The 11,890-nt window shown below is 66.3% G+C and carries 12 protein-coding genes and 2 pseudogenes; 2 read left to right on the top strand and 12 right to left on the bottom strand.

Translation table 11 applies throughout. The features are described from left to right. The 11 genes and pseudogenes from D477_RS11455 to D477_RS11405 form a co-directional block, all read right to left on the bottom strand. Positions 1–357 (bottom strand): annotated as a pseudogene (locus D477_RS11455) (hypothetical protein); the annotation flags it as partial. A gap of 40 nt (positions 358–397) precedes the next feature. Beyond that, on the bottom strand, positions 398–1,162 hold the full coding sequence (locus D477_RS11450; protein WP_005269278.1) for a DUF5058 family protein: 765 nt from the start codon (positions 1,160–1,162) through the stop codon (positions 398–400). Between the two features lie 175 nt (positions 1,163–1,337). Further along, positions 1,338–2,288 (bottom strand): Lrp/AsnC family transcriptional regulator, encoded by a 951-nt coding sequence (locus D477_RS23555; RefSeq protein WP_005269277.1) that lies wholly within the window; start codon positions 2,286–2,288, stop codon positions 1,338–1,340. Then, on the bottom strand, positions 2,288–2,944 hold the full coding sequence (locus D477_RS11440; protein ID WP_005269276.1) for a trimeric intracellular cation channel family protein: 657 nt from the start codon (positions 2,942–2,944) through the stop codon (positions 2,288–2,290). Before D477_RS11440 ends, D477_RS23555 begins: the two co-directional genes overlap by 1 nt. Positions 2,945–3,062: 118 nt before the next feature. Beyond that, positions 3,063–4,022, bottom strand: coding sequence for a PDR/VanB family oxidoreductase (locus D477_RS11435; RefSeq protein ID WP_005269275.1), 960 nt, complete (start codon positions 4,020–4,022; stop codon positions 3,063–3,065). A gap of 12 nt (positions 4,023–4,034) precedes the next feature. Further along, positions 4,035–4,832, bottom strand: coding sequence for an amino acid ABC transporter ATP-binding protein (locus D477_RS11430; protein ID WP_005269274.1), 798 nt, complete (start codon positions 4,830–4,832; stop codon positions 4,035–4,037). Next, positions 4,829–5,767 carry an amino acid ABC transporter permease gene (locus D477_RS11425; RefSeq protein WP_005269273.1) on the bottom strand — a complete coding sequence of 313 codons (939 nt, stop codon included), beginning with the start codon at positions 5,765–5,767 and terminating at the stop codon, positions 4,829–4,831. The genes D477_RS11430 and D477_RS11425 overlap by 4 nt, the downstream gene beginning before the upstream one ends. An 18-nt stretch (positions 5,768–5,785) precedes the next feature. Continuing rightward, the gene (locus D477_RS11420; RefSeq protein WP_005269272.1) at positions 5,786–6,733 is read right to left on the bottom strand and encodes an ABC transporter substrate-binding protein; all 948 of its coding nucleotides are present in this window, start codon (positions 6,731–6,733) and stop codon (positions 5,786–5,788) included. 65 nt (positions 6,734–6,798) lie between these two features. Further along, on the bottom strand, positions 6,799–7,848 hold the full coding sequence (locus tag D477_RS11415; protein ID WP_005269271.1) for a succinylglutamate desuccinylase/aspartoacylase family protein: 1,050 nt from the start codon (positions 7,846–7,848) through the stop codon (positions 6,799–6,801). Continuing rightward, entirely contained in the window at positions 7,836–8,285 is a 450-nt protein-coding gene (locus D477_RS11410) for a hypothetical protein (protein WP_005269269.1), read from the bottom strand. The genes D477_RS11415 and D477_RS11410 overlap by 13 nt, the downstream gene beginning before the upstream one ends. A 7-nt stretch (positions 8,286–8,292) precedes the next feature. Further along, positions 8,293–9,360, bottom strand: a complete 1,068-nt coding sequence (locus D477_RS11405; RefSeq protein ID WP_005269267.1) for an aromatic ring-hydroxylating dioxygenase subunit alpha — start codon at positions 9,358–9,360, stop codon at positions 8,293–8,295. 174 nt (positions 9,361–9,534) lie between these two features. Here D477_RS11405 and D477_RS11400 point away from each other — a divergent pair, with 174 nt between their 5' ends. Then, a complete protein-coding gene (locus D477_RS11400; RefSeq protein ID WP_005269265.1) occupies positions 9,535–10,191 on the top strand; it encodes a GntR family transcriptional regulator in 657 nt (218 codons plus the stop codon). 27 nt (positions 10,192–10,218) lie between these two features. Here D477_RS11400 and D477_RS11395 read toward each other — a convergent pair whose 3' ends face one another. Continuing rightward, complete coding sequence (locus D477_RS11395; RefSeq protein WP_043846673.1) at positions 10,219–10,746, bottom strand: DinB family protein; 528 nt, start codon at positions 10,744–10,746, stop codon at positions 10,219–10,221. A 179-nt stretch (positions 10,747–10,925) separates the two neighbouring features. Between D477_RS11395 and D477_RS22680 the strand changes: the two are divergent. Continuing rightward, positions 10,926–11,890, top strand: a pseudogene (locus tag D477_RS22680) (hypothetical protein); the annotation flags it as partial.

Raw genomic sequence — 11,890 nt, 5'->3', positions numbered from 1 at the left:
GGTGCCCGGCTTGGCGCCGATCCGGTTCTGCGCCACCAGGGCCGAGGGCAGCAGCTTGCTGGAGATGTTGCCGATCATGAACGCCTGGTACATCGCCGCCGGGCCGAGGATCGGGAAGTAGGTCACCGGCTCGACAATCCAGATCATCATGAACACCGCGGCGACGGCGGCGAAGGCGGTCCACAGCTGCGTGGCGCTGACATCGAGGCCGCCGAAGAAGACCAGGTAGAGCGGTCCGGCAAGCGAGATGGCCAGGCCGGCGAGCATGGTCAGCTGGCCCCAGCGGGAGGTGGTGCGGTCGAACTCGGCGAGTCCCTGCTCGGCCGCCGGCACAGAGGTAACGGTTGGTGCAGTCATGGTGCGTTCCTTCTCGGTCGGTTCCGGTGGATGCGGCGGATCAGGCGGCGGGAGCGCCGGCAGTGTGGACGAGGAAAGCGACTACCAGCGCCGTCACGATGGCGAAGCCGAGGCTCCATTCGCGCAGCCAGCCCCGCTTCGGGCCGCGCCCCAGCACGGCGCAGAGCCCCATTACTGCCGCGGAGGTTACCAGGGCGACAACATGGACCATGGACTTGGGCACCTCGGCAACGCCCAGCGAGATGAAGGCGCCGAGCAGCGCGGCTCCGGGAACGATCGACATCGCCGCCGGATTGACCTTGGCCAGCTTGCTGCCGCCCCGCTTCATCAGCGGCGTCAGGATCAGCGTGGCCAGCATCCACATCGCGCCGCCCATGCTCATCGCGAAGAACGCGATCGCGAAGGCGTTCTGCGTGTAGGTCGGCCCGCCGAGTTCGGCCCCCGCGGTTCCGGCGGCGATGCTCGCGGCACCGGTTTCGTATGCCGCCGACCCGATGAGCCCGATCCGCACCAGCACCGCGGGCGTCCCGAAGACCGCCAGCAGCGCAATGGCCACAATCACGACGGCGAGCGAGGGGCCGATCGCGGCGACCGCACCGGAACGGAAGGAGAGCTTCAATTCCGACGGCGTGATCCCGGCCGCGGGGGCGGCCTTGCGGGCAGCCTTCATGTAGATCATGGACTGGATGATGATGACGGCAAAGACGCCGGCCGCGCAGATCCACAGCACCGGCATATTCGCGACCGCCAGGACATCCGTGGACTCTCCCGCTGCGGAGACTGCTCTCGAAACGGTGTGCGGCATGGTTCCTCCGGCTGTGACGTGCATCTCAGATGCAGTTGATCGAATGGCACAACATTGCCGGTTTCGGCCTTCATCGGGCAAGCATCGACGGAATCAGCCACGATTTTGCCGCATTCCGCCAGACAGCACTCAACAGGCTGTCCTCGATGGCGAATAGCGTCGTGAGGGTCACACCTCAGGACGGCCTGACCCGGCCTCCTCGCTTTCGGGCGTCGAGGAGCAGCGATGTGCTCAGCTGCACGACGTCTTCCGTCCAGTCGCTGCTGGTCGTGAATTCATACAATGCCTCGTTGGTCGCCACGGTGACGTCGGCGACGATCTGGTACTCCCCGGTGAGGGCCGCCACGTAGCGGACCTCGGGCCTCTTGGACAGCCGCTGCCCGAGGCTCTCCAGCCGGGCAGGACTCGTCTTGATCCACAGCAGGGCCTCCACCGGCAGGCCCATCAGCGCCGGTTCCACGAGCGCCCGCAGGTGCACGACGTTGGTCTCGAGCAGCCATTCAGTACGCCGCCTGGCTGTCGCTTCCGAAACGCCGGACCGCCGTGCCAACGCCTCGAACGGCATTCGCCCGTCTTCGCACAGCGCGTCCGCGATCTGCTCATCGACGGCGGTCATCTCCGGATAACTTCCGAACACCGCAGGGTCGGCCAGCGGCACCGGCTGCAGGGCCCTGTGCTGCTCAGGGGTCAGCAGTCCCGGCTGCCACGCCCGCAGGGTCTTGAAGTACCGCAGGATCGGGTAGGTGTTGATCCGCTGCAGCCCGGCGATGCCGGGCAGTTCGTCGGCCAGCGCCACGTGCAGCCGGTGCCGGTCGGTCAGGATCTCCGCCACGCAGTCGCTGCTGCCGGTCACGGTGTAGACAAAGGACGTGTCCCTCCGCTGGGCCAGCGCCTGCACCGCCACCCGCGATGTTCCCGGCGCACAGCGGATTTCCACCAGCACCGGCGTCGGCCGCAACCGGATTCCCCGCACCGCCACCAGTCCGGATTCCAGCAGCTCGCTCCCCCGGCGCGCCACCGTCCGTTCCGGTTCCCGCAGCACCGCCGCGATCTTCCGCCATGAAGCCCGGGGATCGGTCTGCAGCGCCGCCACAATCTGTTTCTCCAGCAGTGTCAGCTCCTGCATCACGCCCCGCCTTCCCCTTCGTCCACCGGCCTGCGTTGCCAGGAGCCGGCTGCCGACGGAATATGCCAGCCGAAGTGCAGGGACAGCACCCGGAGGCCGAAAACCACAGCCGCCACCCCGATGGCCGCCCCGGTCACGTAGACCCCTGTTTCCCAGAGGACGGCGGTCAGAGCCGCCCCCAGCATGGCCGGTACGGCATAGATGTCCTTCCGGTTGAACAACTGCGGCACCCGGTTGGCCACTACATCGCGCGTCAAACCGCCGCCCACGGCTGTCGTGACGCCCAGCAGCACCGCGGCCACCGGGTTCATGCCCGCTTCCAAGGCCTTCACCGTGCCCGTAACGCAGAACAAAGCCAGCCCACCGGCGTCGAACACCAGCAACGGACGCTCGAAGCGTTCCACACTGCTGAGCAGGAAGAACACCACCAGCGCCGCAACGACCGCCGGGACAAAGTACACCGGCCGGTCGAACGCGCTGGGCACAACGCCCAGTACAAGGTCGCGGATTACCCCGCCGCCCAGCCCGGCCATCGAACCCAGGAACAGCGAGGCCACAATATCCAGTCCGCGGCGCGCTGCCAGCAGGGAGCCGGACATCGCAAAGAAGAACGTGCCGAAAAGGTCCAGCACCAAGCCCACCGTCACGACCGCCAACCCTTCCCACGACACGCAGTTCCAGCGACGACGCTACCGCACCCCAGGCGAACAGTACCCCTGGGCCCGAAGCCGCGCCGCCGTCGTCGTTGTTGGGTCAACGGCCAAGCAGGCTGCCTTAAAGGTCCAGCAGCAAGCGCTTGCCCTTGCAGCGGGACACGCAGATCATCATCGTGTCCCCGGCCTCGCGTTCATCGTCGGAGAGCAGCGAGTCGCGGTGGTCGATCCCGTCGCCGCCCAGCACGCCGGTCTCGCAGGTACCGCAGATGCCCTCGCGGCAGGAGTTGGGCTGGTTGATGCCGGCTGCTTCCAGCGCCTGCAGGATGGACTCGTCCGGGCCCACCGGCACCTCGGTGCCGTCCGTCAGCTCCACCACGAAGCCGGTGTCCGTGCCGTCCGCCGGTTCCGGCGCCGTGCCGATGGCGGTGAAGCGCTCGAGGTGCAGGCGGGAAGGGTCCGCCCAGCCGCCGGCCAGGGACTGCAGCACGTTCAGCAGCGGCCCGGGGCCGCACGCGTAGACGCAGGTTCCGGGCTCCAGGCCGCCCAGCAGGTCCGCCAGCGGGAAGAGGCCGCTTTCATCGTCGGCGTGGATGTGCACGTCGCCGCCGAGGGCCCGGACCTCGCCGAGGAAGGCCATCGACTCCCGGCTGCGGCCGAGGTAGACCAGCCGCCAGGGCGCTCCCAGCCGGCTGGCCTCCCGGACCATGGGCAGAACGGGCGTGATGCCGATGCCGCCGGCGATGAAGACGTAGCGGCCGGCCGGTTCCAGCGCGAAGTTGTTCCGGGGCCCGCGGACCTGGACCTTGGTGCCGGGTTTGAGCTCATCGTGGACGTACGCCGAGCCGCCGCGGCCTTCGGGTTCGCGCAGCACGCCCAGCCGCCACGACGACCGGTCCCTGGTCTCGGAGCAGAGCGAGTACTGGCGCAGGAGCCCGTTGGGCAGGAGCACGTCGACATGTGCTCCCGCCTCCCAGTCGGGCAGCTCCTGGCCCAGCGGGTGCTCCAGCCGCAGCGACACCACGCTGCTGGACTCGCGGCGGACAGAGCGGACTTCGACGTCGAAAAATTCGTTGTTCATGATGGATCCCGTTCAGGATGCGGCCGTTTCGGACAGCACGGACGCCAGGAAGGCCTTGGTGCGGTCGTTCTGCGGGTTGGTGATCACGTCCCTGGCCGGGCCCTGTTCCACGACGTAGCCGTCCGCCATGAAGACAACCCGGTCTGCTACGTCGCGGGCAAAGTTCATCTCATGGGTGACCACCACCATGGTCATGCCCGAGTTGGCCAGGTCCTTCATGACTTTCAGGACCTCGCCGACCAGTTCCGGATCGAGGGCGGAAGTGGGCTCGTCGAAGAGCATGAGCCGGGGCTCCATGCACAGCGCGCGGGCGATGGCCACGCGCTGCTGCTGCCCGCCGGAGAGCTGGCGGGGGTATGCATCGGCCTTGTCGCTCAGGCCCACCTTCTCCAAAAGCGACTTGGCCCGCGCCACGGCAGTGGCCTTCTTTTCCTTGCGGACCAGCCGCGGCGCTTCGATCAGGTTCTCCAGCACCGTCATATGCGGGAACAGATTGAACTGCTGGAACACCATGCCGACCTCGGTCCGGCTGCGGCAGACGTCGTTGTGGCTCTGCTCGTAGAGCTTGCTGCCTTTGAGGTCGTAGCCGACGATCTTCCCGTTCACCCACATCCGGCCGCCGTCCACCGTTTCCAGGTGGTTGATGCAGCGCAGGAAGGTGCTCTTGCCGGAGCCGGAGGGACCGATCAGGCACACCACTTCGCCGGGATACACCTTCAGGTCGATCCCCTTGAGGACTTCGTTGGACCCGTAGTTCTTGCAGATCGAGTCGGCGTTGACCATCGGCTCAGCCAGGACGGGAGCGGTCATCGGGTTCCTCCTTTCAGCGCAAGGGCATCGTGCGTGGCGATGAACCGCCGCAGCTTCTGCCAGGGAGTGGGTGGCAGGTTGCGTTGGTTGCCGCGGGCGAACCGCCGCTCCAGGTAGTACTGGCCAATGGTGAGGATCGAGGTGATCAGCAGGTACCAGAGGCTGGCCACGATCAGCAGCGGAATCGTCTCGAACGACCGCGCGTAGATGATCTGCGCCGAATACAGCAGCTCCGGCACCGAGATGACACTGACCAGCGCGGTGGTCTTCAGCATGCCGATCGTTTCGTTGCCCGTGGGCGGAATAATCACCCGCATGGCCTGCGGCAGCACGATCCTCCGCATCGTCTGCATCCGGGTGATGCCCAGGGCTTCGGCCGCCTCGGTCTGTCCGTGATCCACCGAGAGGATGCCCGCGCGGACGATCTCCGACATATACGCACCCTGGTTCAGCCCCAGGCCCAGGATCGCCGCGGTCATCGGCGTGATCAGCTGGTTGGCGTCCAGGTGCAGGCCCGGGATGCCCAAGGTGATCACCGGGTACAGCGCCGCCAGGTTGAACCAGAACAGCAGCTGCACCAGCACCGGGGTGCCGCGGAAGAAGTTCACGTAGGCGAACGCCGCGGTCCGCACCACCGGATTGGCCGAGAGCCGCATGACCGCGAAGATCACGCCGAGCACAATGCCGATGGCCATGCTGATGGCCGTCAGCCCGAGCGTGACGAGAATGCCGCGGCCGATCGAGACGTCGCGCAGGTAGAGTCCGACGACGTCCCAGCCGAAGTTGGGATTCGTGAAGACGGAGTGCAGCAGCAGGGCGGCCACCACGATGATGGCCGCGGCGGACAGCCAACGGCCCGGGTGCTTGGCCTTGACGACGGTATAGCTGTCCGCCGCCTTCGCCTCAGGCCCGTTCCGGGTTGACACGGCAGTCATGGGATGGCCGCCTCTCCGCTACTTCTGGTCCAGGACGTCGGACGTGATCAGGACCGAATCCGGCAGGCCCCATTTGTCGGCCATCTCGGCGTAGTACGGGCTGTCGAGGATTCCGCGGGTGGCCTCGGTGACGGCCTCCTGCAGGCCGGCGTCCTTGCCCAGCGCGATTCCGGTGGGAACGGGCTCATAGTCCTCGCCCTCGGCCAGCTCGAACTTCCCGCCCGCCTCCTTGCCTTGGTAGGCCAGGGACACGCTGTCCGCGACCACGGCGTCGACACGGCCCGACGTCAGTGCCAGGTTCGCGTCGCTCTGCCCCGGGAAGTTCTGGATGGAGATCGGCTCCTGGCCGGCCTCCGTGCACTGCTTGGAGAACTCGGGCAGGTACTCCATCGACTGGATGGAACCCTTCTGGCCGGCGATCTTCTTGCCGCACATGCTCAGCGGATCCATCGTGATGTTCTGCGGGTTACCGGGTACAACGGCAACGCCCGAGCCACCCTTGAGGTAGTCCACGAAGTCGACGATCTTCTCGCGCTCGGGCGTAATGGAGAAGGTGGACATGGCCATGTCGTACTTGCCGGAGGCCAGGCCCGGCAGGATGGTGTCGAAGGTCGCCGGCACATGCTCGATCTTCAGGCCCAAAGCCGCTCCCACGGCGTCGGAAAAGTCCACGTCGTAGCCGATCATCGTCTTGTTGTCCGTGTCGTAGTACTCGAACGGGGCGTAGGTCGGATCCGAGGCAACCCGGAGGACTCCTGCGGCCTTGATCTCCTCCGGCAGCAGTTCCTGGGCCTTCTCATTGACGACGACGGTGCCCGCACCTTCCGTGCCGGGGGCGGCAGCGGCCGGGGCGGAAGCATCAGGCGTTGCCTGCGAAGCGTTGGTGCAGGCCGCCAGGGACAGAGCCAGCAGGACGGAACCTGCCAGGACAGGGGGACGGGCGGCACGGTGACGGAAATGGCGCATGGATCTTCCTTTCATGGCCGGACCACGGGGTCCGGATGGGATATCCGGCGCTGACCAGGAGACGATCAGGGCCTCGGTGCTTCGATTTCAGGTGCAACATGGAGCAAATAACTGCCGAGCGTGACCAGGGCAGGCCTGCGCAGAATGGCAACGACGCCGTCCATGCGGGCGGTGAATTCGTGCGGCGCGCGGTCGAGCTCATCGACGGCATGGATGCGCACCACCGGCTGGCCGGCCCGGACACGCTGGCCAAGGGCGACCAGCGGTTCGAACACGCCCGCTGATCCTGCCACCACCGGGGACTCCGGCACGAGTTCCAGCCAGACCGGCTCGGCAGGTTCCGGCGCTGGCTGCGGGGACATGATTCCCACATGCTCCAGCAGCGACCGGACGCCACGGCGTGCCGAGCCAAGAACGTCCGGGTCAACCGTGCCGCCGCCGCCCAGTTCGGTGGCGAGGGCGAGCGTGCCAGCGTCGTCGCCGGCAGTGCTCAGCGATCCGGGTTCCAGCCGCGGACGGACCACCATCGCGTACGGGAGCCCCATCGCCCGCGCGGCAGCTGTCTTGCGCTCCCAGGCCAGGTCGTCGGGACCGCGGTAGAGGAACGTGCAGGGGACGTAGGTTGAGTTGGAGCCGCCCGAATGCAGGTCGACCACGACGTCGGCCTCGGGCAGCAGTGTTCCCGCGATGAAGTCCGCAACCTGGTTGGTCGGCCCACCGCGGACCTCCCCCGGGTAACTGCGGTTGAGGTTTCCGCCGTCGATCGGTGAAACCCGCGTCCCGGCACGCACCGCAGGAGCGTTGGCGGCCGGCACGATAATCACCGTGCCCTCAATGTGCTCCGGCTCCAGGGAGCGGATCAGTTCGTGGAGCACGACCTGTCCCTCGTATTCGTCGCCGTGCGTGCCGGCCACCAGCAAGGCCGTCGGCCCCTGCCCCGAGGAAACCACCGCCACCGGCACGGGGATCAGCGAATTGTCATAGACGTTGTCGGAATGGACCAACGCCGCGAAACCCAGCTGTTTCCCGGGCCGTCCGAGTTCCACGCCGTGCAGGACCACGCCGCCGGCCCGCTGCCCGGTCCCGACGCCGCTGTCGGTTGTCAGGGAACCCATCGCAGCACCTTCGCCTTCCTGGGCGCCAGGGTAATAACCTGGACGACAGCTTCTCCCGCGGCGAGCGACAGGCGGATGTCTTCCGGATCCTCGCCTTCGACGATGAACACGTCGCCCGGCCGCAACCAGCGCTCCCAGGGACCGTCTTCGGCGGCCACGAGGGCTTCCCCGACCAGGCCGGTGACCACCAGCTGCTCGCCGGCACCGCGCTGGAGGGTTCCGGTGTAGCCGTCCGCAAACCGGCGGCTTTCGGAAGCTATGTAGCTGGCATCGATATCCAGCGCCACGGTCGGTTCCGTTCCGGACTCATCCAGCTCGACCGTCCAGCGCCAGGGGTCTCCCCGTTCAGCCGAATCCGGGCACGCCGCCAGGATCTTCGCGCCGGAGCCGGCCGCAGTCTCTCCGCCGAGGGCGTTGGCCCTAATCAGCATCCACATGCCGCATCTACGCCGTTCTGGGAGCAACCGGCTCCCGGCGGACGGCCGGTGCTGTGGACTCGCGGGCCTGCTGTTCCTTCTTGAGCAGGGCGTTGAGGATGCGCCGGGCCTTGGCCACGCCGCCATCCTGGGCAATCAGCACGTCGAACTCGCCCTCTGGGCGGGTCTGCATGCCGATTTCCTGGGCCTCAAGGGCGGCCGCATCCTCGTCCAGCACTGTGGCCAGGCCAACCTTCAGGTCCTCGGTAGCCTTCTCATTGTCGACGGCGAAGTTCCGGCTGAATGCGTAGTAGTACCAGGAGTTGTGCTCATCGATCGGCGTAATGCCGTTGAGGACCTTGATGAGGTAGCCCTCCTCGCGGGGCTTGCCCTCGCCGGTAATCCCCGAATGCAGCACGTGCAGGTTCGGTACGAAGAACTCGGTGCAGTGGAAGCGGTCGAAAAGGCCCCGCGCATCCATGGTCTCTGCGTAGAGCGGCGGCGCCTCAACCGACGGCATCAGCCGGTCGACGCTGACAACGTTTCCGTCCACCTCGACCGTGATGCCGTGCTCGTAGATGTAGTCGTCGCCCACGGTCGTCTTGTGCAGGAAGGACTCATGCGTCAGGTCCAGCAGGTTGTCGTGGATCAGGTCGGCACGGCACTTGAAGTGGTAGGAATGCGTCACCGTGGCCCATTCCGGATCAACCATCCAGTGGGTATCGGGCACGTCGGCCGGATTCGCCAGTTCGGGATCACCGGTCCAGACCCAGATCCAGCCGTCCTGCTCGACCACCGGATATTTCCGGACCCTCGCCCGCTCCGGGATGGTCGACTGTGCAGGAACCTTAGTGCACATCCCGTCCGGTCCATAGGTAAAGCCGTGATACCCGCATTCGACAGAATCGCCGATCGTGCGGCCCTCCGACAGCGGGAACGCCCGGTGGGCGCATCGGTCGGCCAGTGCGATGGCTTCATTGTCCTGGGTGCGGAACAGCACGATGGGCTGCTCGCAGATGACCCGCCGAATCGGCTTGCGGGTCACTTCCGTGGACCACGCGGCGACGTACCAAGTGTTCAACACATACATTTCCATGTCTCCTCTTTGAGCTGTATACACTGTATTCAGATGTGGATTGTGACGTCAACCACTCAAGATGAACGTTTTGCCGAATCCCGTAGCGCCGGGTGGAAGCTCGCTTCCCTGCGGTCTGGCTGTCTGCATACTGGGAGGCTTCGTGCCAAGATGGAGCACATTCGAGGAGGATCCATGGCAGCAATACCGAACGATGTCAGGCCTCTGGCCGTTCGCGTCTACGAACAGATCAGTGCGGACATAATCAGCGGCACTATCACGCCCGGCTCAGCGTTGGCCCAGGAACATATCGCGGCGCAGTACGGCGTTTCGCGCACGCCTGTCCGCGACGCTCTCACGCAACTGACGCTCGAAGGCCTCACCACGCTCGTCCCAGGCAAGGGGTACATCGTCAACCAGCTGGACGAACGCGAGATCGAGAACGTCTTCGAAGTCCGTTATGCACTCGAATCCTTGGCCGTCCAGCGCGCCGTCGGCTCCTACACCCCGAAGCAGCTGGTCCGGCTCAAGGGCCTCATCGACGAAACCGAAACCGTGGACCCTCAGGACACCGACGAGCTATTCCGGCTAGGCCGCGCCTTTCACCTTGCCCTTGTCGCGCCCTCCGGCAACGACTATCTGAACGGGGTCATCACTTCAATCTGGAACCACCCCATCCAGCAGCGAATCAACACCACATACCGGCAAGGCCCGCAGCATCAAGCCAAGGTGATCCACGACCACCGCAGCATCCTGCAGGCGCTCAAGGACCAGGACATCGCGCGGGCCATCGAAGTACTCGGCCACTGCCACGACGTCAAAGATACGAACCGCTACGAACCTATCGAATAAACGAAGCCAGCCGGACGGTACCGGAACTCACCGTCTTGCGGGCTCGGCGTCCTTCAGGTGGTGCTCGATGTCGTGCAGGAAGTACCTGGCGAAGGAGCTGATAGTGAAATCCTTGCCGTCGCCGCGGCGGCCAGTCCTGTCCCATTCCCCGCTCTTGACTGCGTCAAAGGCGGCAGCCGTCGCCTGCGCCTCGTCCGCAAACTGCCGCCCCACGGTCTCCGGGTCCTGCGCATTGTAGGCGTCCTCGACGGCAGCCTCGTCCTGGTCCCAATTCGGGAACACCGGATCGTCCTCGCGCAGCATCATCTCCAGCCGCCCGCGGAAAATACGGCAGACGTCGCGTACATGGCACGCATATTCCAGCGGCGACCACACCACAGCTCTTGGCCGCACCGCCACATCCGTCCGCGCCAGCACTCGTTCCCAACGCGGAATCGAGGCACGAAGCCGCTCCCCCGTCGTTGTCACGTCAAAGCCGGGGTCGAACCCGCATTGCCCGCAGCCGTCCTCGATGACGACAGTCCAGTCCTTGGTCTCGGGCGGAATGGGCGGCAAGTCCGGCCCGGATAATCCTGGATTTCCGTTGAGCGGCGACATGGCCAAACAGTAACAGGTGCTGCTTTACTACCGCCCTTTCCACCCGCCCTTTCCACCACCCGCTGCCAAAAGACTGCTCCATCCACATATCGAATGTTCCTTCGAATAGTGTCGGTGGCGGCTTGTAGCGTGTGGGTATGGAGGAATTCAGGAGCCAGCGGCGACAGGAGCGGCACATTGGTGCCCCGTCCTCGGTTGCCTTGAGCCGTGCTTCCTCTGTTTTTGAGTACCAGTTGCATCGGGCTTTGCTGGAGCAGTTCCTGGGGCGGGCGTACCCGGACCTGGCCGCAGGCGCCGGCCAGACGGTTCGCGTCATAGAAGACCCACGGGTCGGCACCATCCATCTGTCCGCTCCGGAGCCAGGCATCGGTGCAGCCGCCACGCCGGCCCCGGGGTGTGGCGAGTCGTTGCGTGTCCGGCTCGGCGGGACGTGTGCGGCCGGATCCACTGGCGGCGGTATCACCGTTCCGATTGGCGACCCCGGCGACGACGAGCCGGATGGCGGTTCCGCCGACACGAACGCCGGGATTGAACCCCTCGATGCTGATCCGGCCCCGGCCCCTGAGGAGGAGCCTGCAGGCGATGCCGCAGCCGCTGGATCGCCTGAACCTGTTCCTGCGGGCGATGCCGCACCCGCTGGATGGCCGGATCCTGTGCCTGCCGCCAACCCTGACATTCCTGCCGCTGATGCCGCCGAGGACGCGGCGCCGGCACCCGGCGCTGCCACGGACCCTGCCACCCGTTCTGGGCCCGCAGGGCCGGTCGAGCCTGACGCCGCCGCCGAGTCCGTCGATACAGGAGAGCCTGTTGAGGAGGGCGCCGGGCCGGTTGATGGGAGGAAGGGTCCGTCCCGGCGGCGTGTGGTGGATGAGTTGCCGGATTGGGCGTTGTCGCCGGCGCAGCGGGCGAAGCGGGAGAAGGCCAGGGAGGCGGCGCGGGCCGCGGCGCAGCCGCGGGTGCCGGAGCTGGTGGAGCATGGGCCGGTGGAGTGGCATGAGGCGTGGCGGGAGATTGAGCCGACGGACCTGATGGTCATCCTGGCCCGGGTGGACCTGGCCCGGCTGGATGCCGCCGCGGTGCTGGATTATGTTGCCGCGTCGGA

This window comes from Arthrobacter crystallopoietes BAB-32, from assembly GCF_000328305.2.
GTDB lineage: Bacteria > Actinomycetota > Actinomycetes > Actinomycetales > Micrococcaceae > Crystallibacter > Crystallibacter crystallopoietes_A.
This window is presented reverse-complemented; position numbering and strand designations above follow the sequence as displayed.

Excerpts from the sequence above, each read along its gene's own strand:
- D477_RS11450 (WP_005269278.1), bottom strand. The coding sequence starts at position 1,162 with ATGCCGCACACCGTTTCGAGAGCAGTCTCCGCAGCGGGAGAGTCCACG.
- D477_RS23555 (WP_005269277.1), bottom strand. The coding sequence starts at position 2,288 with ATGCAGGAGCTGACACTGCTGGAGAAACAGATTGTGGCGGCGCTGCAG.
- D477_RS11435 (WP_005269275.1), bottom strand. The coding sequence starts at position 4,022 with ATGAACAACGAATTTTTCGACGTCGAAGTCCGCTCTGTCCGCCGCGAG.
- D477_RS11430 (WP_005269274.1), bottom strand. The coding sequence starts at position 4,832 with ATGACCGCTCCCGTCCTGGCTGAGCCGATGGTCAACGCCGACTCGATC.
- D477_RS11425 (WP_005269273.1), bottom strand. The coding sequence starts at position 5,767 with ATGACTGCCGTGTCAACCCGGAACGGGCCTGAGGCGAAGGCGGCGGAC.
- D477_RS11420 (WP_005269272.1), bottom strand. The coding sequence starts at position 6,733 with ATGCGCCATTTCCGTCACCGTGCCGCCCGTCCCCCTGTCCTGGCAGGT.
- D477_RS11415 (WP_005269271.1), bottom strand. The coding sequence starts at position 7,848 with ATGGGTTCCCTGACAACCGACAGCGGCGTCGGGACCGGGCAGCGGGCC.
- D477_RS11410 (WP_005269269.1), bottom strand. The coding sequence starts at position 8,285 with ATGTGGATGCTGATTAGGGCCAACGCCCTCGGCGGAGAGACTGCGGCC.
- D477_RS11405 (WP_005269267.1), bottom strand. The coding sequence starts at position 9,360 with ATGGAAATGTATGTGTTGAACACTTGGTACGTCGCCGCGTGGTCCACG.
- D477_RS11400 (WP_005269265.1), top strand. The coding sequence starts at position 9,535 with ATGGCAGCAATACCGAACGATGTCAGGCCTCTGGCCGTTCGCGTCTAC.